This is a genomic window from Streptomyces antnestii, assembly GCF_004005495.1.
In the GTDB taxonomy this organism is placed as follows: Bacteria; Actinomycetota; Actinomycetes; order Streptomycetales; family Streptomycetaceae; genus Streptomyces; species Streptomyces antnestii.
This window is the reverse complement of record NZ_RZYA01000027.1, coordinates 59,575-79,557: the sequence shown is the minus strand read 5'-3', so window position 1 is coordinate 79,557 and position 19,983 is coordinate 59,575. Positions and strand designations below refer to the sequence as shown.

Annotated in this window: 19 protein-coding genes; 7 read left to right on the top strand and 12 right to left on the bottom strand. The window is 72.0% G+C overall.

What is annotated here, in order from left to right:
• Positions 1-17: 17 nt before the first annotated feature.
• The 4 genes from mqnC to EOT10_RS36510 all read right to left on the bottom strand — a co-directional run bounded on the left by mqnC (position 18) and on the right by EOT10_RS36510 (position 5,116).
• Positions 18-1,217: a cyclic dehypoxanthinyl futalosine synthase gene (gene mqnC / locus EOT10_RS36525; RefSeq protein WP_127832697.1), complete on the bottom strand. Its 1,200-nt coding sequence runs from the start codon at positions 1,215-1,217 to the stop codon at positions 18-20.
• Positions 1,218-1,296: 79 nt separating this feature from the next.
• On the bottom strand, positions 1,297-2,043 hold the full coding sequence (locus EOT10_RS36520; protein WP_127832696.1) for a prepilin peptidase: 747 nt from the start codon (positions 2,041-2,043) through the stop codon (positions 1,297-1,299).
• A gap of 31 nt (positions 2,044-2,074) precedes the next feature.
• Entirely contained in the window at positions 2,075-3,862 is a 1,788-nt protein-coding gene (locus EOT10_RS36515) for a serine/threonine-protein kinase (protein WP_127832695.1), read from the bottom strand.
• Positions 3,863-4,252: 390 nt separating this feature from the next.
• Positions 4,253-5,116 carry a menaquinone biosynthetic enzyme MqnA/MqnD family protein gene (locus EOT10_RS36510; RefSeq protein WP_127832694.1) on the bottom strand — a complete coding sequence of 288 codons (864 nt, stop codon included), beginning with the start codon at positions 5,114-5,116 and terminating at the stop codon, positions 4,253-4,255.
• A gap of 337 nt (positions 5,117-5,453) precedes the next feature.
• Here EOT10_RS36510 and EOT10_RS36505 point away from each other — a divergent pair, with 337 nt between their 5' ends.
• Together EOT10_RS36505 and EOT10_RS36500 are read left to right on the top strand one after the other, a co-directional pair.
• Positions 5,454-5,657, top strand: coding sequence for a cold-shock protein (locus EOT10_RS36505; RefSeq protein WP_006138897.1), 204 nt, complete (start codon positions 5,454-5,456; stop codon positions 5,655-5,657).
• Positions 5,658-6,145: 488 nt separating this feature from the next.
• Positions 6,146-7,180 carry an AAA family ATPase gene (locus tag EOT10_RS36500; protein WP_127832693.1) on the top strand — a complete coding sequence of 345 codons (1,035 nt, stop codon included), beginning with the start codon at positions 6,146-6,148 and terminating at the stop codon, positions 7,178-7,180.
• A gap of 18 nt (positions 7,181-7,198) precedes the next feature.
• Here EOT10_RS36500 and EOT10_RS36495 read toward each other — a convergent pair whose 3' ends face one another.
• On the bottom strand, positions 7,199-8,617 hold the full coding sequence (locus EOT10_RS36495) for an MFS transporter (protein ID WP_127832740.1): 1,419 nt from the start codon (positions 8,615-8,617) through the stop codon (positions 7,199-7,201).
• A gap of 446 nt (positions 8,618-9,063) precedes the next feature.
• Between EOT10_RS36495 and EOT10_RS36490 the strand changes: the two genes are divergently transcribed.
• Complete coding sequence (locus EOT10_RS36490; RefSeq protein ID WP_127832692.1) at positions 9,064-9,936, top strand: helix-turn-helix domain-containing protein; 873 nt, start codon at positions 9,064-9,066, stop codon at positions 9,934-9,936.
• A 55-nt stretch (positions 9,937-9,991) separates the two neighbouring features.
• Here EOT10_RS36490 and EOT10_RS36485 read toward each other — a convergent pair whose 3' ends face one another.
• A complete protein-coding gene (locus EOT10_RS36485) occupies positions 9,992-11,293 on the bottom strand; it encodes an acetyl-CoA C-acetyltransferase (RefSeq protein ID WP_127832691.1) in 1,302 nt (433 codons plus the stop codon).
• A gap of 70 nt (positions 11,294-11,363) precedes the next feature.
• On the opposite strand from EOT10_RS36485, the gene EOT10_RS36480 reads away from it, so the two are divergent.
• Both EOT10_RS36480 and EOT10_RS36475 read left to right on the top strand, forming a co-directional pair.
• The gene (locus EOT10_RS36480) at positions 11,364-12,677 is read left to right on the top strand and encodes a 3-oxoacyl-ACP reductase (RefSeq protein WP_127832690.1); all 1,314 of its coding nucleotides are present in this window, start codon (positions 11,364-11,366) and stop codon (positions 12,675-12,677) included.
• A gap of 5 nt (positions 12,678-12,682) precedes the next feature.
• On the top strand, positions 12,683-13,546 hold the full coding sequence (locus EOT10_RS36475; protein ID WP_127832739.1) for a MaoC family dehydratase: 864 nt from the start codon (positions 12,683-12,685) through the stop codon (positions 13,544-13,546).
• Positions 13,547-13,756: 210 nt separating this feature from the next.
• Here EOT10_RS36475 and EOT10_RS36470 read toward each other — a convergent pair whose 3' ends face one another.
• The 3 genes from EOT10_RS36470 to EOT10_RS36460 form a co-directional block, all read right to left on the bottom strand.
• Positions 13,757-14,404, bottom strand: a complete 648-nt coding sequence (locus EOT10_RS36470) for a TetR/AcrR family transcriptional regulator (RefSeq protein ID WP_127832689.1) — start codon at positions 14,402-14,404, stop codon at positions 13,757-13,759.
• Positions 14,405-14,518: 114 nt separating this feature from the next.
• The gene (locus tag EOT10_RS36465; RefSeq protein WP_127832688.1) at positions 14,519-15,856 is read right to left on the bottom strand and encodes a dicarboxylate/amino acid:cation symporter; all 1,338 of its coding nucleotides are present in this window, start codon (positions 15,854-15,856) and stop codon (positions 14,519-14,521) included.
• A gap of 389 nt (positions 15,857-16,245) precedes the next feature.
• The gene (locus tag EOT10_RS36460) at positions 16,246-16,536 is read right to left on the bottom strand and encodes a DUF4229 domain-containing protein (protein ID WP_127832687.1); all 291 of its coding nucleotides are present in this window, start codon (positions 16,534-16,536) and stop codon (positions 16,246-16,248) included.
• Between the two features lie 98 nt (positions 16,537-16,634).
• On the opposite strand from EOT10_RS36460, the gene EOT10_RS36455 reads away from it, so the two are divergent.
• Entirely contained in the window at positions 16,635-17,156 is a 522-nt protein-coding gene (locus EOT10_RS36455; protein ID WP_127832686.1) for a GNAT family N-acetyltransferase, read from the top strand.
• 127 nt (positions 17,157-17,283) lie between these two features.
• On the opposite strand, the gene mqnE is transcribed toward EOT10_RS36455, so the two are convergent.
• Positions 17,284-18,447 carry an aminofutalosine synthase MqnE gene (gene mqnE, locus EOT10_RS36450; RefSeq protein ID WP_127832738.1) on the bottom strand — a complete coding sequence of 388 codons (1,164 nt, stop codon included), beginning with the start codon at positions 18,445-18,447 and terminating at the stop codon, positions 17,284-17,286.
• Between the two features lie 89 nt (positions 18,448-18,536).
• Positions 18,537-18,992, bottom strand: coding sequence for an Lrp/AsnC family transcriptional regulator (locus EOT10_RS36445; RefSeq protein WP_127832685.1), 456 nt, complete (start codon positions 18,990-18,992; stop codon positions 18,537-18,539).
• Positions 18,993-19,164: 172 nt separating this feature from the next.
• Between EOT10_RS36445 and EOT10_RS42710 the strand changes: the two genes are divergently transcribed.
• Positions 19,165-19,296, top strand: a complete 132-nt coding sequence (locus EOT10_RS42710) for a hypothetical protein (protein ID WP_262985465.1) — start codon at positions 19,165-19,167, stop codon at positions 19,294-19,296.
• On the opposite strand, the gene EOT10_RS36440 is transcribed toward EOT10_RS42710, so the two are convergent.
• Entirely contained in the window at positions 19,293-19,973 is a 681-nt protein-coding gene (locus EOT10_RS36440) for a UbiX family flavin prenyltransferase (RefSeq protein ID WP_127832684.1), read from the bottom strand. The two genes, EOT10_RS42710 and EOT10_RS36440, sit on opposite strands and share 4 nt — an antisense overlap.
• Between the last annotated feature and the right edge of the window lie 10 nt (positions 19,974-19,983).

Here is a 19,983-nt window from a genome sequence, read left to right as displayed (position 1 = left end):
GTGAATGGGCCGGTGGATCAGTTGGTGGAGACGAGCTTCAGCTCGGGGTGCGCCGTGCCGCCCTCGATCGCGGTCGACGAGATGTGCGACTGGACGCGGTCGTCGACCGGGTCGTTCGCCGGGTCGCCGTGCACGACGAGGTGCTCGTACGTCGTGGCGCGCTGCGCCGGGACGCGGCCCGCCTTGCGGATCAGCTCGATGATCTCCATGCGGTTGGAGCGGTGCTTGGCACCGGCCGACGAGACGACGTTCTCCTCCAGCATGATCGAGCCGAGGTCGTCCGCGCCGTAGTGCAGCGACAGCTGGCCGACCTCCTTGCCCGTGGTCAGCCACGAGCCCTGGATGTGGGCCACGTTGTCGAGGAAGATCCGCGCGATGGCGATCATGCGCAGGTACTCGAAGAGCGTCGCCTGCGTACGGCCCTTCAGGTGGTTGTTCTCCGGCTGGTACGTGTACGGGATGAACGCGCGGAAGCCGCCCGTCCGGTCCTGTACGTCGCGGATCATGCGCAGGTGCTCGATGCGCTCGGCGTTGGTCTCGCCGGTGCCCATGAGCATGGTGGACGTGGACTCCACGCCCAGGTTGTGCGCGGCCTCCATGATCTCCAGCCAGCGCTCGCCGGACTCCTTCAGCGGGGCGATCGCCTTGCGGGGGCGCTCCGGGAGCAGCTCGGCGCCGGCGCCCGCGAAGGAGTCGAGACCCGCCGCGTGGATGCGCTGGATGGCCTCCTCGACGGAGCACTTGGAGATGCGGGCCATGTGCTCGACCTCGGACGCGCCGAGGGAGTGGATGACCAGCTGCGGGAACGCCTTCTTGATCGCGGAGAAGTGCTCCTCGTAGTACTCGACGCCGTAGTCCGGGTGGTGGCCGCCCTGGAACATGATCTGCGTGCCGCCGAGTTCGACGGTCTCGGCGCAGCGGCGCAGGATGTCGTCGAGGTCGCGCGTCCAGCCCTTGGCGGTGTCCTTGGGGGCGGCGTAGAAGGCACAGAACTTGCACGCCGTCACGCAGACGTTCGTGTAGTTGATGTTCCGCTCGATGATGTACGTCGCGATGTGCTCGGTGCCGGCGTAGCGGCGGCGCCGGATGGCGTCGGCGGCCGCGCCGAGCGCGTGCAGCGGGGCGTCGCGGTACAGGTCGAGCGCCTCTTCGGGGGTGATGCGTCCACCCGCGGCGGCACGGTCGAGGACGGTCTGAAGGTCGGCCTTCTCGGTCACCGGGCGTCCCTTTCGTAGTGTTCGTAAGGGTTGTGGACGGACCGACTCAGCCTACGCCAGCGGGTCCCGGCCCCCGACGTCAGGCGGCGTACGCGCCCAGCAGTACGCCGGTCAGCGCGCCCGCGAGCAGGAACGGGCCGAACGGGATCGCCGTCCTGCGGCCCGCGCGCCGGGCGAGCACGAGACCCGCGCCGTACAGGGCGGCGAACAGGAACCCGGCGAACGTCCCGATGAACGCCACGCCCCACCCGTACCAGCCGAGTACGGCCCCCAGACCGACGGCGAGCTTCACGTCGCCGAAGCCGAGGCCTTGGGGGTGGATGAGGAACAGGACGAGGTAGCCGCCGCCGAGCAGGAGCGCGCCGAGCAGGGCCGCGGACCAGTGGCCGCCCGGTTCGGGCAGCAGCGACGCGAGGCCGAGCAGGGTGGGGGCGGCCACGGCGAGCGGCAGGGTGAGGACGTCGGGCAGCCGTCTGACCCGGGCGTCGACCACCGCGAGGAGCACGCCGGGGGGCGCGAGGAGCAGCCAGGCGGCCAGCTCGGGCCGGGTGCCGGTGGCGGCGGCGAGTGCGGCGCAGACGGCGGTGGTGACGGTGACGGGCAGGAGGGAGCCGGGGCCGAGCCCGCGCCCGCACGTCCCGCACCGCCCGCGGCCCAGCCACCCGCGTGCACCGGCCGGCAGCGGATGCCCGTCCGGGCAGCTCGCGAGCCAGTTCTCGTCGGGCTCCACGCCGAGCCGGTACGCGGCCCTCGGCACGAGCAGCCCGGCGACGGCGCCCCACGCCGCCGCGACCAGGACCACGACCACCGGCACCACATCGACCATCCCCGCCCCCTTTTCCGCTGGTTCAGCTGGTTCAGCTGCTTGAGTCGGTGCGCCGCATCGTGGCGACGGGGTCGCCGGCGCGCGGATTGTCCGTCTCGTAGGTGAGGCGGTCACCCGACCTCGACAGGATCAGACGGACCTCGTGGCGGCCGGTGGTGCACTGCCCGCCGTTCGACTTCTCGGCGATGCCCGTCGCGACGATGCGGTCCTTCTCCACCTTCCTGAGGACGAGCACGTCCTCGCAGACCGCGCCGATCGGGTCGGTCTGGTGGAACGTGCCGAACTCCTCGCCGGTCGCGCCCTGTTCGACGGTCACGCGGAACGTGCCCATCGGCAGCTTGCCGTCGAGCCCGGTGGCGGGGCCTTCCCAGGTGCCGATGTAGGAGGCGGGGACCGCACCCTTCACGGGGGTCGTTCCCGACGAGGGGGTGGTGACCGGCGAGGGCTCCGCTCCTGCGGAGGGGAGCGCGGACGCGGTCGCCGAGGGCGGTCGCCCACCCGCCGTGTCGCCTCCCCCCTTCGAGGAGCCGGGCAGCAGGTCGAGGAGGAACGCCGAGCCGACGGTGACCGCGGCCAGCGCGCCCGCGACCCCGAGCGCGACCGTGCAGCTGATCCTGCGCCCGCGCCCACCGGCACCCGGCACGGACGTCGCGGCCACACTGACGGAGACCTTCCCGGCACCCGGCACCTCGGTACGCGGCGCGGGCACGGGCGCCTGCCCGGCTACGGGCGTCTGCGCGGGCGCGGGCGTCTGCGCAGCGGCCGGCCCGTACGCGGAATCGGCCGACCCGAACGCCGGATCGGGCGGCCCGAACACCCCGGCCGGCGCCCCCACACCCGCCCCCGCACCCGCACCCGAGGGCCAGTCGACCGACGGCTCGCTGAACCCGACCGGCCCGGAACGCTCCGCCTCCCCCGTCGGCGCCGCCCCCTCCAGGTCGAGAAGCGCCACCGCGCCGCGTCCCACCTGTTCGACCAGCGCGCCCGGCAGCCACCCCGCCGCCACGGCCCGGGCCGCGCCCTGCGGGGCCAGGGCGCGCGCCACCTCGTCGGGGGTGGGACGCGCCGCCGGGTCCTTCGCGAGGCACGCCGCGGCGACGTCGCGCAGCTCCCCCCGCGCCAGGCCGAGTTCGGGCTCCTCGTGCACCACCTTGTAGAGGAGCGCGGCGGACGAGTCGCCGGGGAACGGGGACGTGCCGCACGCCGCGTAGACGAGGACCGCGCCGAGGGAGAAGACGTCCGCGGCGCCCGTGACCCCCTTGCCGAGGATCTGTTCGGGCGCCATGTAGCCCGGCGAGCCGATGGAGACGCCGGTGGAGGTGAGGGAGGCCGTCCCGTCAGTGGCGCGGGCGATCCCGAAGTCGATCAGGCGCGGGCCGTCCACGGTCAGCAGGACGTTCGACGGCTTCACGTCGCGGTGGACGAGCCCGAGCGCGTGCACCGCCGACAGCGCCTCGGCGAGTCCCGCGCCCAGGACCCGTACGGAGTGGTCGGGCAGCGCGCGTTCCTTCACGGCCTGGGCGAGGGAGGGGCCGGCGACGTAACCGGTCGCCACCCACGGCACGGACGCCTCCGGGTCGGCGTCGAGGACCGGCGCGGTCCAGGCGCCCCCGACGCGCCGCGCGGCGTCGACCTCGCGCCGGAAGCGGGCCCGGAACTCCTCGTCGAGCGCGAAGTGGGGATGGACGACCTTCACGGCGACGGTGCGGCCGCCGGCGCTGCGCCCCAGATAGACCCGGCCCATTCCGCCCGAGCCGAGCCGGCCGAGCAGCCGGTACGGCCCGATCGCGGTCGGTTCGCCGGCTTCCAGCGGCTGCATGACCTGGCCTCCCCCTGTGCCCATGCGTCGGTCGGGCCAGGGTAGTCCTCCCCCGCACCGGCCTTCGTGGAATGGACCGTTCCGATATCCGGGAGCCGATAACGCACCGCACCCGCCCCCGCGCCCCCGCCGCCCCATATCGCGGCAAATGGTATTCCAAAAAAACTTCACCGGTGAAATTCCCGGGGAGCACGGACGCTCACCCCGGGGCGGCCCGTTGTTTCCGGATAGCCGGAATTGCCCACACCAGAGAGGCAGATCCGACAGACAGCTCCGAGAGAGCCCCGAGAGGCAGCTCCGAGAGGACCACACCGACCGCACAAGGAAGGCGTACGCGAATTCCCGCGGAGGAATTCCCGTACGCCTTCCCGCCGGCGCGGAGCTACCGCGTCACGGCTGCAGCAGATCCACCCGGACGTCGGCCGGGAAGCCGGTCGTCGGGCCCACCCGCCGGGCGAACTCCGTGACCCCCTCCAGCTGCCGCGCGCCGAAGCGGAAGTCGAGCGTCGTGAAATAGCGCTCCAGGAGCTCCTCGTCGAAGACCTCCCAGCGGGCGGCCTGCTCGGCGACCTTGGTGACCTCTTCCAGGGACACGTCGCGGGAGGCGAGGAACGCCTCGTGCACCTTGCGCGTGATGAGCGGCTCGCGCTCCACGTAGTCCTTGCGGGCGGCCCACACGGCGAAGACGAACGGCAGGCCCGTCCACTCCTTCCACAGGGCGCCCAGGTCGTGCACCTGGAGCCCGAGGCGCGGCGCGTCGTGCAGGTTGGCGCGCAGGGCCGCGTCACCGATGAGGACGGCCGCCTCCGCGTCCTGCATCATCAGGCCCAGGTCGGGCGGGCACGTGTAGTAGTCGGGCTGTACGCCGAAACGCTCCGAGAGCAGCAGCTGCGCCAGGCGCACGGAGGTGCGCGAGGTGGAGCCGAGCGCGACGCGGCGCCCGTCCAGCTCGTCGAGCGGTACCTGCGAGACGATCACGCAGGACATCACCGGGCCGTCGCAGCCGACCGCGAGGTCGGGGAACGCGACGAGCTGGTCGGAAGCCTTCAGGAACTCGACGAGGGTGATGGGGCCGATGTCGAGGTCGCCCTGCACGAGGCTCTCGCTGAGCTTCTCCGGGGTGTCCTTCGTGAGCTCGAGGTCGAGGAGCGTTCCCGTCCTGGCGAGCCCCCAGTACAGGGGCATGCAGTTGAGGAACTGGATGTGGCCGACACGCGGCCGGACGCGCTGCGGGGTCTCGGGAGAATTGTCCACATCGCGAGGCTAGACCCCATGCGGTACGGTGCAGGCTCCAGGGTCCCGGAGAGGCGCCCGGACGAGTCCCCGGACCGGCTTTGTCAAGCCTTCCGAACCAGTTGTGTCAACCCTTCCGCACCCCGTGTCAAACCTCCGGGTGACGTGATCTAGCCCTCTATTGCATTCGGCTGCCTGCGTGCTAGGCTCGCCGCAAGTTGCAGTTTGGTTTCCCTTGCAGTACAGAGCCTGCGGAGCATGTGACCGCGGGCTCTCGTCGTTTTCAGACTTTTGCAGTTGTTCGCAAGTGCATTTGCAGGTTCTGGAGCAGGGCGACCCTTTGGCCCAAGGAGGGCTTATGGCTACCGGAACCGTGAAGTGGTTCAACGCTGAAAAGGGCTTTGGCTTCATCGCCCAGGAAGGCGGCGGCCCGGACGTCTTCGTCCACTACTCCGCGATCAACGCAAACGGCTTCCGCTCCCTCGAGGAGAACCAGGCCGTGAGCTTCGACGTCACGCAGGGTCCGAAGGGCCCGCAGGCGGAGAACGTCACCCCCATGTAAGTGGGGCGTCCCAGGGTTTCCCCCTAGGGACGTCGTGACTCCGGAACGGATGCAGTACCCAAGGAGCCCCGCTCCCCCGCGTGCCCCGGCACACGGAGGAGACGGGGCTCCTGCCTTTCCCTCCCCGGGTTCCCTGGGCTCCCCGGGTTCCCCGGGTTCCCCGCCTCCGGGGCGAGTGCGCGAGTACGCGGGACCCCGAGTGCGCGGGACAGTGTGCGGGATTTCGTTCCCGATCGGGCGACTACCGCCTCCGATCCGGCCCGGGTCGAACGCATTGCGCACCGTACGGACCGATAGCGGACCCGACCGGTCGCACGGGCCGGTGGCGCCGGAACCGCCGCTACTGTGATCGCCCTCCGCGTCACCGGACCGGACCCGGCGCAGACGTAGGTATACCGATTCCCGGTACCCACCGATGCCGGGGCGTCCCCGCCCGGCACATGCTGGCCGCGTCCGAACGAAACGCAAGCCCACGGAGGCACCAGAACATGCGGGAGCTCCTGGAGACCCGGTCCGCAGGACTCGTCGGCAGGGACGGCGCCGCGGCCGAGCTGGAGTCGCTGCTGCGCGCGAAGCGCCTGGTGACCGTCGTCGGGCCCGGCGGGGTCGGCAAGAGCGCGCTCGCGGCGCAGGTCGCGGGGCGTCTGCTCGACGAGCCGTGGGCCGCCGCGGGCACGGCCGACCTGGCGGCGCTCGACGTCCCCGGTCTCGTGCCGCACAGCCTCGCCCGCGCCCTGCGGATCGACGGAAGTCCCGCGCTGCCGCAACTTCCCGCGCTCGCCGCCGAGATCGGGCGGCGCCCGGTGCTCCTCGTCGTCGACACCTGCGAACGCCTGGCCGAGGAGTGCGCCGAGACCTTGGAGCAACTGGTGGAGGCGTGCCCCGCGCTGCACGTCCTGGCCACCAGCAGGATCCCGCCGGCCGCCCCGGGCACCTTCCCGCTGGCCCCGCTCGCCCCCGACAGCGCGGTCCCGCTGCTCACCTCGGCCGCGCGGGAGGCGGGGGCGCCCGATGACCCCGACCCCGACCTGGCGTACCGGATCTGCGCGTCCCTCGACGGCCTGCCGCTCGCGCTGCGCATCGCGGCGGGCCAGCTCGCGCACCGGGAAGCCGACGACCTGCTCACGCTCATCGGCCGCCCCGGGCAGCTGCTCGACCTGCCCGCCCCGATGCCGGAACTGCCGCACCGGCTGCGTACGTTGCGCGGGTCGCTGTGCTGGAGCGTGCGGCTGTGCACACCCGGCGAGCGGCTGCTGTGGGCGCGGGCCGGCGTGTTCACGGGGCCGTTCACGCGGGCCGACGCCGTCACGGTGTGCGCGGACGACCGCCTGCCGCCGGACGACCTCGCCGTCGCGTTCGACGGCCTCGCGGCCCACTCCCTGATCACCCCGGTCCCGTCCGGATCCGGCGCCTTCCGCATGTCCGCCGCCACCCGCGCGTACGGGAAGCAGATGCTGGAACTCCTGGGCGAGGACGCCGAGTTCAGACGCCGCTGCCTGGCCCACTGCCTCCAGGAAGCGTGAGCCGGGCACCGGGAGGCGTCAGCGCTTCCTAGGCAGACCCCAGGCCGCCAGCCCCGCGGTCACGCACAGGACTGCGCCCGCGATGACCAGGCTCGTCCGCATGCCGTCGAGCGAGAAACCGTCCCCGGCGCCGCCCGCGACGAGCGAGCCGAACAGCGCGACGGCCAGCGCTCCGCCGGTCTGCCGGAAAGCGTTCAGGAGACCGGACGCCGTGCCCGCGCGGTGGGCGGGCACGCTGTCCATGAGCAGCGCGGTCAGCGCGGGGACCGCGAACGCGCCGCCCATGCCCGTCGGAACGAGGAGTACGAGGATCAGCCAGACCGGGGTGTGCGGGGCCAGCGGCAGCAGGCTGAACATGCCGAGGGCGAGGACGGCCTGACCGATCACGATGACGGGACGGCGGCCGAAGCGTTCTGCCATCGGCGGTGAGATCAGGTTCGTCGACGTGATGATCGCCGCCATCGGTACGAACATGAGGCCCGCCTCGGTGCCGGACATGCCGCGCAGCTGCTGGTAGTAGAGGCCGAGGAGAAAGATCCCGCCGTAGAAAGCCACGTTGACCGCGAAGCCGATGGCGAGGGACACGCTCACCTCGCGGCGGCGCAGCAGGGGCAGCGGGACCATGGGCGCGCGGTGGCGCTGTTCGGCGGCGCGGAAGGCGAGGGCGCCGGCGACGGTGACCGCGAGGGCCGCGAGGACCTGCGGCGCGGTCCAGCCGGCGTGGCCGCCCTCGATGACGGCGAAGGCGAGCGAGGCGAGGGTGAGTACGGCGGTGACCTGGCCGGCCAGGTCGAGCGGGGCGGGGCGGCGCGCGGAGCGCGGGACCCGGGCGAGGAACGCCAGGATGAGCGCGCCCACAGGGAGGTTGAGGAAGAAGACGGCGCGCCAGCCGGCCGTCTCGGTGAGGACGCCGCCGAGGACCGGGCCGACGGCCATGGCGACCGAACCGCCCACCGTCCACAAGGCGATGGCCCGTGCGCGGTGCCGGGCGTCGTCGTAGGCCTGGCGGATCAGGGCCAGCGAGGCGGGCATGACGACGGCCGCGGCGCCGCCCTGGACGACGCGCGCCGCGACGAGCGTGCCGATGCCGGGCGCGAGGGCGCAGGCCAGCGAGGCGAGGGTGAACAGGCCGACGCCCCAGGCATAGGCGCGCCGGGCACCGGCCCGGTCGGCGAGCGCCCCGGCGGAGAGCATCAGGGCGGCGAACATCAGGGTGTACGCGTCGACGATCCACTGCAGACCGGTGATGCCGCCGTGCAGCGACGAACGGATCGCGGGCAGCGCGATGTTGACCGCGGACACGTCGATGGAGATGACGGTGAACCCGAGGAGGGCGGCGCCGAGGGCGAACCCGGCCCCACTCCGCCCGCCCCCCTCCGGGACCGGCGCGGAACTCTGCACACGGGCCGGACCGGACCTGCGGACGGTGGTCGGCATACGGGACTCCTCAGGTGTGGGGTCGAAACTCCCGGGCCGCTCGGGGTGGAGCACCGGGAAAGGGGATGCGGTCCGCCCGTCGAGCACCGGGGAAGGGGATGCGGTCCGCCCGTCGACCTCCGGCAGCCGCGCCGGACCACGCCGGCCGAACCTGCGAACCGTCGTCGGCATACGGGACTCCTTGGGTGCGGGGGCGGAATTCGTGGTCGCCCGGGGATGGGCGGGCGGAGCGGGTCGTTGGTGTGGCGTCGTGCGGGCGGATCCGGCGACCGCGGCCGCGGTCCGGTGTCGTGCACCCCCTGGGTCCGCGGTGGCCGGGCCGCCCGCAACGGGATCCACTCTGCTCGGCTTCGGTGCCGCGTGGCAGGCCGCGGTTCACCGGGGTGCGGTGTTCCTGGCCCTGACACGGCCCCCCAGGGACCTCGCCCAGCAGGGACAATGGACGTATGGCTGGTGGAGCGACGAACGACGGCACTGAGCTCGGCAGGTATCTGAAGGCGCGGCGCGCGCTCGTGAGCCCGGCGGACGCGGGACTTCCCGCGGGCGCGGGGATCCGGCGCACCCCGGGCCTGCGCCGGGAGGAGCTGGCGACGCTGGCCGGGGTCAGCGTCGACTACTACACGCGCCTGGAGCGAGGCCGTGAGACGAACCCCTCCACCGCCGTGATCGACGCGATCAGCCGCGCCCTGCGGCTGTGCGGTGACGCCCACGAGCGGCTGCACGACCTGGCCGAGCTCGCCTCGGGCCGCCTCACCGAGCCGCACCCCACGACCGACCGCACGGTGCGCGACTCGGTCCTGCGGGTCCTGGAGGCGCTGAGTCCGCTTCCCGCGTACGTGGTGAGCCGGCACAACTACGTCCTGGCGGCGAACCCGGCGGGCCGCCGCCTCCTGCCCGGACTGTGGGACTGGCCGGAGGCGGAGCGCAACATCACGCGGTATCTGTTCCTGCACCCCGTGGGCCGCACCCTCTACGTCCCCTGGGAGGAGACGGTCGCCCAGTCGGTGGCGCACCTGCGCGCGGTGGGCGGCAAGGACCCGAACTCGCCGGAGCTGACCACCCTCGTCGGCGAACTCGTCCTGAAGTCACCGGAGTTCGCGAAGCTCTGGGACCGGTACGAGGTCCTTGAGCGCGGCGGCGGCACCAAGACCTTCGCCCACCCCAAGGTCGGCCCGATGACCCTCACCTTCGAGGTCATGCAGCTGGCCCGCACGGGCGGTCAGCGGCTCGTGACGTACCAGGCCACGCCCGGCAGTCCGGACGAGGCGGCGATGCTCCGCCTCGATCCGGCCGCCCGCGCCGCGCAGGACGCCCGCTGACTCCTCAGGCCCGTCGACGCCTCAGGCCCGCTGACTCCTCAGGCCCGTTGACGCCTCAGGCCCGTTCGAGGATCGCCGTCACGCCCTGTCCGCCCGCCGCGCAGATGGAGATGAGGCCGCGGGCGGGGGCGTCGCGTTCGCTCAGGAGTTTGGCCAGGGTGGCCACGATGCGGGCGCCCGTCGCGGCGAAGGGGTGGCCGGTCGCGAGAGAGGACCCGGCGACGTTGAGGCGGGCCCGGTCGACGGGCGCGAGCCCCTGCTTCTCCCAGGCGGCGAGGGTGGCGAGCACCTGTGAGGCGAACGCCTCGTGCACCTCGAAGAGGTCGAAGTCCTCGATCCCGAGCCCGGCCCGCTCCAGCATGCGGGGCACGGCGTGGGCGGGCGCCATGAGCAGTCCGTCCCCTTCGCCACCGGTGACGTCCCCGTCCACGAAGTCCACCGCGCCGGTCTCGTACGCGGTGAGGTAGGCCAGCGGTTCGAGGCCCCGCTCGGCGGCCCACTCCTCACTCGCGAGCAGCACCACGGCCGCGCCGTCGGTCAGCGGGGTCGAATTCCCGGCCGTCATCGTCGCGTTCGGGCCGTCGAGGCCGAACACCGGCTTGAGGGTGGCGAGTTTCTCCACGGTCGAACCAGGGCGCAGGTTCTGGTCGCGGTCGAGCCCGCGGTACGGGACGACGAGGTCGTCGAGGAAGCCCCGGTCATAGGCGGCGGCGAGGCGCTGGTGGCTGGCGGCGGCGAGTTCGTCCTGCGCCTCGCGGGCGATGCCCCAGGCGCGCGCGGTGACGGCGGCGTGCTCACCCATGGACAGACCGGTACGGGGCTCGGCGTTGCGCGGGATGTCGGGGACGAGGTGCTGGGGGCGGACCCGGGCGAGGGCCTTGAGGCGCGCAGGCACGGACTTGGCCCGGCGCGCGTCGAGGAGGATCCGGCGCAGGGAGTCGTTCACGCCGAGAGGCGCATCGCTCGCGGTGTCCGCGCCGCCGGCGACGGCGCTGTCGAGCTGCCCGAGCGCGATCTTGTTGGCGGCGGCGATGACGGCCTGGAGGCCGGTGCCGCAGGCCTGCTGGATGTCGTACGCGGGGGTGCGCGGGTCGAGTGCGGAGCCGAGGAGCGTCTCGCGGGCGAGGTTGAAGTCGCGGCTGTGCTTGAGGACGGCTCCGGCGACGAACTCACCGACCGCGCCCGGCTGTTGGAGTCCGCAGCGAGTGACGAGGCCGTCGAGTGCCGCGGTCAGCATGTCCTGGTTCGAGGCGGTCGCGTAGGGGCCGTCGGAGCGGGCGAAGGGGATGCGGCTGCCGCCGACGACGGCGACGCGGCGCGGCAGGTCCGCGCGGACCGGGCGGGCGGGGCGTTCCATCTCGACCAACTCCTGACTGTTGAGTAACCTTACTCAGAAGTAAATTACCGACCGAGCAGGGAGTTGGCCAATGGCCGACCGCTATCTGAACTTCACCGGCACGGCCCCGGGCCGCTTCCTGACCCGCCGCCTGGGCCTCCCCCAGCCCGCCAGGCTCCACCGCTGGAGCCCCGAACACCCCGCACTCGACGGCCCGTTGCTCCACCTCACGGCGGGCGAACCCGCACAGACGACCGACCTCGCGGACCTTCTCGCACGCACCGGCCTCGACGTACGGGCCACGGCCGACCGGCCCGCCGCGATCGTCCTCGACGCCACCGCGGTCGCGGACGTCCCCGCGCTCGCGCAGGTCCACGCGGCCCTGCACCCGGTCGCGCGGTCGGTCGCGACCGGCGGCCGGATCGTGGTCCTCGGCGCCCCGCTGTCCGGCGACGACCACCACCAGGCCGCCGCCCAGCAGGCGCTGGAGGGGTTCGTGCGCTCGCTCGCCAAGGAGACCGGCCGCGGTCGCACCGTGACGCTCGTCCGGGTCGCGGGCCCCGTGGCGGCCGCCGAGTCGACCCTCCGCTTCCTCCTCTCCCCCAAGTCCGCGTACGTCAGCGGCCAGGTGATCGAGGTGGCGGCGAGCGACACGACCGCGCCCACCGACTGGTCGCGCCCCCTCGCCGGCCGCACGGCCCTGGTCACCGGCGCCGCCCGGGGCATCGGCGAGGCGGTCGCGGAGGTCCTGGCGCGGGACGGCGCGCACCTCGTCCTGCTCGACATCCCGTCCGCCCAGGGCGAGTTGGAGGCCCTCGCCGCACGCCTGGACGCGACGGCGCTGCCCCTCGACATCACGGCCCCCGACGCCGCCGAGCGGATCACGGACACCGTGCCCGCCCTGGACACCCTCGTCCACAACGCGGGCATCACCCGCGACCGCACCCTCGCCAAGATGCCCGCCGACCGCTGGGCCACCGTCCTCGACGTGAACCTGGCGAGCGTCCTGACCACCACCGACGCCCTCCTCAAGTCCGGCACGCTCACGCGCGGCGGCAGCATCGTCGCCACCGCCTCCATCGCGGGCCTCGCGGGCAACGCGGGCCAGACGAACTACGCGGCCAGCAAGGCGGGCATCGCCGGAATGACCCGTTCCCTGGCGCCCAGGGCGCTCGCCGAGCACGGCGTCACGGTCAACGCGGTGGCACCCGGCTTCATCGAGACGAGGATGACGGCCGCGGTCCCCCTGTTCATCCGTGAGGCGGGCCGCCGCATGAACTCGCTCGGGCAGGGCGGCCTGCCGGTGGACGTGGCGGAGACGACGGCGTGGTTCGCACACCCGGCCTCCGGCGCCGTGAACGGCCAGGTCGTCCGGGTCTGCGGCCAGAGCCTGCTCGGGGCGTGACGACCATGACCACCGCGGCCTCCATGACCACCGTCACCCTCACCGCCCCACCGTCCCTGCCGCCCCTCCTGGCCCGCGGCGCCCTGCTCTCCCCGCTCAAGCGGCCGGGCCCGGGCGCCGAGGCCCCCGCGACCCGCCTCGTACTGCCGGACGCCCGCGCCGACCGCGCCCGGCTCGCCGCGTACCGCGAGGTGTGCGGCTTCGACGCGGACTCCGCCGTACTCCCGGTCACGTATCCGCACGTACTCGGCTTCCCCCTGGCCATGCGGATCATGGCGGAGCGGCGCTTCCCGCTCCCCCTGCTCGGCCTCGTCCACACCTCCCTCACCGTCACGCAGGGGCACGACCTGCCGGTGGGCGAGCGGTACGAACTCTCCGTCCACGTGAAGGAACTGACGCCGCACCGGCGCGGCACCGAGGCCACGGTCGTGACCGAGCTGCGGGCGGGCGACACGCGCGCGTGGACGTCGGCCAGTACGTACCTGGCGCGCCACCGCACCGACGCCCCCGGGGACACGGCACCCGCCGAGGGGCGGCCGGAGCCCCTGCCCGCCGTCGCCGAGTGGCGGCTGCCCGGCGACCTCGGCCGCCGCTACGCCGCCGCGTCGGGCGACCGCAACCCGATCCACCTGCACCCGCTCACGGCCCGCCTCTTCGGCTTCCCTCGCGCCATCGCGCACGGCATGTGGACGGTCGCCCGCTGCCTGGCCGAACACGGCGACGCACACGGCGAGGTCCAGGTGAGCGCCCGGTTCAAGGCCCCGGTCCTCCTGCCGGCCACGGTGACGTACGCGTCCCGGGGAGCCGCCTTCGAACTCCGCTCGACCCGCACCCACGTCACGGGCGAGGTGCTACGCGCCGGAGGATGACCGCCACCGAACGCCCGGTGCGGGGTGCTACGCGCCGGGCGGGGGTGACCAGCGCCGCCCGCCCACGTCGACCGCCCCGTGCGGGGTGCTGCGCGCCGGGCGGGGGTGACCAGCGCCGCCCGCCCACGTCGACCGCCCCGTGCGGGGTGCTACGTGCCGGGCGGGGATGACCGCCACCGGCCGCCCACTCCGAACGCCTGACGCGAAGCGCTACGCGCCGGGCGGGGGTGACCAGCGCCGGCCCTCCATCAGGTTCCCGAGGCCGGCCCAGGCGAAGTTCATCAGGGTGGCCGCGGCCTCCTTGGCGGTGACCGACGCGTCCGTGTTGGCCCAGCCCGCCAGCGATTCCGCGGCGCCCACCAGGGCCTGCGCGAGCCCGGCCACCTCGCGGCCGGGCAGCGCGGGATCACCGTGCGCCTCCCTGGCCGCCTCGACGATCAGGCCGGTCACGAACGCGACGATCTCCTCGCGCATCGCCATGACCTCGGCGACGAACGCCTCGCCGCCCGTCCGCGCGTGACTGTGCAGGACGGCCCAGCCGTACGGGTTGCGGGCGGTGTGCGTGAAGAACGCCCGCAGCCCGTCCCACAGCTGCCGGTCGGCGGCGCCGCCGCCCATGGCCCCTTCGCGCACCGCCGCGATCAAGGCCGCCGACTCACGCTGGATGCACGCCGAGAAGAGCTCTTCCTTGGAGTTCAGATACAGATAGACGAGCGGCTTCGACACCCCGGCGAGGTCGGCGATGTCGTCCATCGACGCGGCCCGGTAGCCCCGCTCCCCGAACACCCGCACCGCCGCGTCGAGCATCTGCCGCTCGCGCTCGGCGCGCGGCATCCGCTTCGCCCTCACTTCGCCCACCCCGGCCGCCCGCCTCTCTCCGTACCAAGTCCACCCACAAGCGTACGGTCACCGCAAACGCGCACACCCCGCGCCCTGGGCGGGCGCGGGGTGCGGCGGGACGGTCCGGGGGACTCAGGCGGCGGCGACCGCCACCTGCGGCTCGTCCACGAACTCTTCGAGCTCCTCGACGGGAGATGCGGTCGCGCGGTCATACTTCGCGCGGTCCAGGATGTTCTCGCGGGCGGACACGATGACCGGGACGAGCGCCTGGCCGGCCACGTTCGTGGCGGTGCGCATCATGTCCAGGATCGGGTCGATGGCGAGCAGCAGGCCCACGCCCTCCATCGGGAGGCCGAGCGTCGACAGGGTCAGGGTCAGCATGACCGTGGCGCCGGTGAGGCCGGCGGTCGCGGCGGAGCCGATGACCGAGACGAACGCGATGAGGATGTACTCCTTGATGCCGAGGTGCACACCGAAGATCTGGGCGACGAAGATCGCGGAGATCGCCGGGTAGATCGCGGCGCAGCCGTCCATCTTGGTGGTCGCGCCGAACGGCACGGCGAAGGAGGCGTAGTCCTTCGGGACACCGAGGCGGATCGCCGACTGCTGCGTGACCGGCATGGTGCCGACCGAGGAGCGGGACACGAAGGCCAGCTGGATCGCGGGCCAGGCGCCCTTGAAGAACTGGAGCGGGTTCAGCTTGGCGACGGTCGCGAGGAGCAGCGGGTAGACGCCGAAGAGGACGATGGCGCAGCCGACGTAGATGTCGACGGTGAATGTCGCGTAGTTGCCGAGCAGGTCCCAGCCGTACTGGACGATGGCGCGGCCGATGAGGCCGGCGGAGCCGATCGGGGCGAGCAGGATGACCCACCACAGGGCCTTCTGCAGGAGCTCCAGGACGGACTCGGAGAGGGTGAGGATCGGCTGGGCCTTCGGGCCGATCTTCAGGACGGCGATACCGGCGACGACGGCCATGAAGACGATCTGCAGCACGTTGAGCTGCGTGAACGGCGTGATGATGTCCGTCGGGATGATGCCCGTCAGGAAGTCGAGCCAGGAGCCGGCGTGGTCGGGCTTGGCGCCGTCGGCCGGGGTGAGGTTCGAGCCGTTGCCCGGGTTGGTGATCAGGCCGATCGCGAGGCCGATGACGACCGCGATCAGCGAGGTGATCATGAACCAGAGCAGGGTGCGGGTCGCCAGCCGTGCGGCGTTGTTGACCTTCCGCAGGTTGGTGATCGACACCATGATCGCGAAGAAGACCAGCGGGGCGACGGCCAGCTTCAGGAGCTGGATGAAGATGCCGCCGACCTTGTCGAGGGTCGTGCCGAGCCAGGAGACGTCGTAGGTGCGGGCGACGAAGCCGAGCGCGAGGCCGACGACGAGGCCGAGCAGGACCTGGGCCCAGAAGGGGATGGGTATCCGGAAGCGGGGCTTCTGCTTCTCGGACGCGGACGCGGTGTTCGCGGACACGGACACACTCCAGTGATGACGCGCGGGTGGGGTCGGACGTAAGGAAGCGGCCACCGCGGGAGGAAGAACCAGGGGCGCCGCTGCATCGAGGGGTCGCGTCAGAGGCGACAGGCCGCGGAGAGGCAGCGGCAGAGATCGACATGCAGGCGCGCCACGAGCGGAACGCTCAGGGGCATGCGGGCTGCGGATGTCTTCATGACAATCACGTTAACACCCAGCCTTTGACAACATCAAAGGGGTTCTTTGGGTTAAACATGACCCTTCTCGGGTCGGTCGACCTGCGAAACACAGGCGCCTGCCCGGCCGACCTGGGGAAACACAAATGACCCCGGCATCTGATCGATGCTGGGGCCATCTTGTCTGTGACGAAGCTTACGAGGCCTTTACAGCTAGCCCTGGGCGCGGGCCGCGTCGTCGGCGAGGTCTTCCTGGGCGCGGTTGCGCTCCATGTTGGCCTTCGCACGGTCGACGCGCTCGACGATCTGGACGGACGCGCGGTCGCGCTCCTTGCGCAGCACCACGTAACTGATGGGCGCGGAGATCACGAGGCCGAGGAGAGCGATCCACAGGAAGTAGGAACCGCCGAGGCCGCTGGGCACGATGCCCGTCGAGGCGAGACCCCAGACGGCGAGGAAGCAGCCCACGAAGATCCCGAAGCGCATCAGCGTGTAGCGGAGCATGTCAATCCACTCTTCCGTTCCGAATCGGTCGTACCAGTGAAGCACGTGCCGTCCGGACACCATTGAGCGGCACCGCTGGTAATGGCTACATTGAGCCTATGGCCCTTACGTTTCAGCTGGACCCGCCCATCGACCCGGCACTGCGGGACGGCGTACTCGCCCTCTGGGCCGACGTGTCGAACGCGGGCGGAGCCGTCGGCTTCGTCCCGCCCGTCACCGCCGAGGACATACGCCCCGAGCTGGTCAAGCACCTCGCCGCGATGGCCGAGGGCCGCACCCGGCTCCTCGTCGGACGCGACGCGGAGGGCGCGGTCGGCGCGACGGCGTTCTTCTCCTTCAACCCGCACCGCCTGATGCGGCACCACATCTGGCTCTACACGGTGATGGTCCACCCCCGGCACCAGGGCAAGGGGTACGGCCGCGAGCTCATGGCCGCGGCGACCGAGGCCGCCGGCGGCTTCGACGGCATCGAGGCGATCCGCCTCACCTGCCGCGGCGGCACGGGCGCCGACCGCTTCTACGCGGCCTGCGGCTACAAGGAGGTCGGCCGCATCCCCGGCGCGATCCGCGTGGCCCAGGGCGACGACCGAGACGACATCCACATGATGCTGCCCCTGTAGGTAGCGGCGAAGCCGCACGCCTACAGGGGCGCGGGGCTGTGTCGATCAGCGGCTCCGCCGCGGGGCGCGAGCAACCACGGCGAACCCGCAGCCGCCCAGACAGAGAAACGCCTACGGCGAACCGGCGTCAGACCCGCATAGCCTGCGGCACATCACGCCGCCCCGCGTCGGGCCCGTCGTACTCCCGGATGATCTCGTACCGAGTATTCCGCTCGACCGGCCGGAAGCCCGCGTCCCGGATCAGGTCGAGCAGATCCTCACGGGTCAGCTTGTTCGGCGTCCCGTAGTTGTCCGCGTCATGCGTGATCTTGTACTCGACGACCGAGCCGTCCATGTCGTCGGCGCCGTGCTGGAGCGCGAGCTGGGTGGTCTGCACGCCGTGCATGACCCAGAAGCACTTCACGTGCGGCACGTTGTCGAACAGGAGGCGCGAGACCGCGAAGGTCTTCAGGGCCTCCGCGCCGGTCGCCATGGTCGTGCGCGCCTGCAGCTTGTTGCGGATCTTGCCGTCCTGCATGTCCACGAAGTCGTGCTGGTAGCGCAGCGGGATGAAGACCTGGAAGCCGTTCGTCTCGTCCTGCAGTTCGCGCAGGCGCAGCACGTGGTCGACGCGGTGGCGGGGCTCCTCGATGTGCCCGTACAGCATCGTGGACGGGGTCTTGAGCCCCTTCTCGTGCGCGAGGCGGTGGATCCGCGACCAGTCCTCCCAGTGGGTGGCGTGGTCGACGATGTGCTGCCGGACCTCCCAGTCGAAGATCTCGGCGCCGCCGCCGGTCAGCGACTCCAGGCCGGCGTCGATCAGCTCGTCGAGGATCTCGGAGGCGGAGAGCCCGGAGATCGTCTCGAAGTGGTGGATCTCCGTCGCCGTGAACGCCTTCAGGGCGACGTTCGGCAGCGCCTCCTTGAGGGCCTTCAGGGAGCGCGGGTAGTAGCGCCAGGGCAGCGTCGGGTGCAGGCCGTTGACGATGTGCAGCTCGGTGAGGTTCTCGTTCTCCATCGCCTTGGCGAGGCGGACGGCCTCCTCGATACGCATCGTGTACGCGTCCTTCTCGCCCGGCTTGCGCTGGAACGAGCAGTACGCGCACGACGCGGTGCACACGTTCGTCATGTTGAGGTGGCGGTTGACGTTGAAGTGGACGACGTCGCCGTTCTTACGGGTCCGCACCTCGTGGGCGAGACCGCCCAGCCAGGCCAGGTCGTCCGACTCGTAGAGCGCGATGCCGTCCTCACGGGACAGCCGCTCACCGTCGAGCACCTTCTGCTCCAGCTCGCGCTTGAGCCCTACGTCCATTGCCATTGCTCCTCACCAAAGACTGCGGGTAACGGTACTCCCCCACCCTCCGGGCGGGAGGGGCCCCCATCAGGCACTCCGTGCCCGTGTCACTCCTCCTCAGGCAGCTCCCCCACCCGGTTCTCCCACTTGGTCGACAGCACGATCGTCGTGCGCGTGCGCGAGACGCCCTTGGTGCCGCTGAGCCGGCGGATCGTGCGCTCCAGGCCGTCCACGTCACCGGCCCGCACCTTGAGCATGTACGAGTCGTCGCCCGCGATGAACCAGCAGTCCTCGATCTCGTGCAGGTCCTTGAGCCGGCGCGCCACGTCCTCGTGGTCGGCGGCGTCGGAGAGCGAGATGCCGATCAGGGCGGTGACACCGAGCCCGAGCGAGGGCGCGTCGACGGTCGCGCGGTAGCCGGTGATGACGCCGGCCGCCTCGAGACGGTTGATGCGGTCCGTGACGCTGGGCCCGGACAGGCCGACGAGGCGTCCCAGCTCGGCGTACGAGGCGCGGCCGTTCTCTCGCAGGGCCTGAATGAGCTGCCTGTCCACGGCGTCCATAGGTCCATGCCTTTCATTATTCTGCGTTGACGCGACTTTACGTGTAGAATCTAAGGCATGCAGGACGGAAGCCCTGCGAATCCTTCAGCCGAATCCGGGTTTCACCTTCGGCTGGCCTTTCAAACGATCTTCAACTACCGATCAAAGACGATCATTCAGGAGCGTTGTCACCGTGTACACGATCGAGATGGCCTACGCCCGTATGCGCGAGCTGCAGGACCAGGCCAACCGCTCGCGTGCCCACCAGTCCGCCGTCGAGGCGCGTACCGCGGAGAAGCGGGCCGCGCGTTCCAAGAAGCGCTAACGGTCCGGAGAGCCTCCCCCGAGCTCTCCCTCCCACCGGCGGTAGAGCCGATGCGGCACCCCCGCCGCGTCGAGCGCCCGCCCGGCGACGAAGTCCACCAGATCCTGGATGTGCGTCGCCCCCGCGTAGAACGCCGGAGAGGCGGGCAGCACCACGGCGCCCGCCTCGTCCAGCGCCACCAGATGCTTCAGCGTCTGCCCGTTCAGCGGTGTCTCGCGCACCGCGACGACCAGCTTGCGCCCCTCCTTGAGCGTCACGCTCGCCGCACGCTGGAGCAGGTCCTTCGACAGACCGAGCGCCACCCCCGCCACGCACGCCGTGGAGGCCGGCACGATGATCATGCCCTTCGCCGGATACGACCCGGACGACGGCCCGGCCGCCAGATCCCCCGCGGCCCAGTACCGCACCTGACCGAGGGCGTCACCCACCGCGAACGCGTCCGGCTTCCCGTCCGCCCCGCGCGCCAGCCACTCCCCCAGGTCCTGCCGCCAGTGCGCGTCCCTGAACGCGATCCCCGTCTCGTCGAGCAGCGTGAGGCGCGAGGCCCGCGACACGACGAGGTCCACGCTCTCACCGGCGTCCAGCAGCGCGCGCAGAACGGCGGCGGCATACGGGGTCCCCGACGCGCCGGACACCCCCACGATCCAAGGCCGGCGCCCAATTTCTCCTGCGGTCATGCCACCGAGC

Coding starts and splice junctions, on each gene's coding strand:
- EOT10_RS36500 (WP_127832693.1), top strand. CDS start 6,146: ATGCGGGAGCTCCTGGAGACCCGGTCCGCAGGACTCGTCGGCAGGGAC.
- EOT10_RS36440 (WP_127832684.1), bottom strand. CDS start 19,973: ATGACCGCAGGAGAAATTGGGCGCCGGCCTTGGATCGTGGGGGTGTCC.
- EOT10_RS36480 (WP_127832690.1), top strand. CDS start 11,364: ATGGCCGACCGCTATCTGAACTTCACCGGCACGGCCCCGGGCCGCTTC.
- EOT10_RS36460 (WP_127832687.1), bottom strand. CDS start 16,536: ATGCTCCGCTACACGCTGATGCGCTTCGGGATCTTCGTGGGCTGCTTC.
- EOT10_RS36485 (WP_127832691.1), bottom strand. CDS start 11,293: ATGGAACGCCCCGCCCGCCCGGTCCGCGCGGACCTGCCGCGCCGCGTC.
- EOT10_RS36490 (WP_127832692.1), top strand. CDS start 9,064: ATGGCTGGTGGAGCGACGAACGACGGCACTGAGCTCGGCAGGTATCTG.
- EOT10_RS36455 (WP_127832686.1), top strand. CDS start 16,635: ATGGCCCTTACGTTTCAGCTGGACCCGCCCATCGACCCGGCACTGCGG.
- EOT10_RS36475 (WP_127832739.1), top strand. CDS start 12,683: ATGACCACCGCGGCCTCCATGACCACCGTCACCCTCACCGCCCCACCG.
- EOT10_RS36515 (WP_127832695.1), bottom strand. CDS start 3,862: ATGCAGCCGCTGGAAGCCGGCGAACCGACCGCGATCGGGCCGTACCGG.
- EOT10_RS36520 (WP_127832696.1), bottom strand. CDS start 2,043: ATGGTCGATGTGGTGCCGGTGGTCGTGGTCCTGGTCGCGGCGGCGTGG.
- EOT10_RS36505 (WP_006138897.1), top strand. CDS start 5,454: ATGGCTACCGGAACCGTGAAGTGGTTCAACGCTGAAAAGGGCTTTGGC.
- mqnE (WP_127832738.1), bottom strand. CDS start 18,447: ATGGACGTAGGGCTCAAGCGCGAGCTGGAGCAGAAGGTGCTCGACGGT.
- EOT10_RS36445 (WP_127832685.1), bottom strand. CDS start 18,992: ATGGACGCCGTGGACAGGCAGCTCATTCAGGCCCTGCGAGAGAACGGC.
- EOT10_RS36495 (WP_127832740.1), bottom strand. CDS start 8,617: ATGCCGACCACCGTCCGCAGGTCCGGTCCGGCCCGTGTGCAGAGTTCC.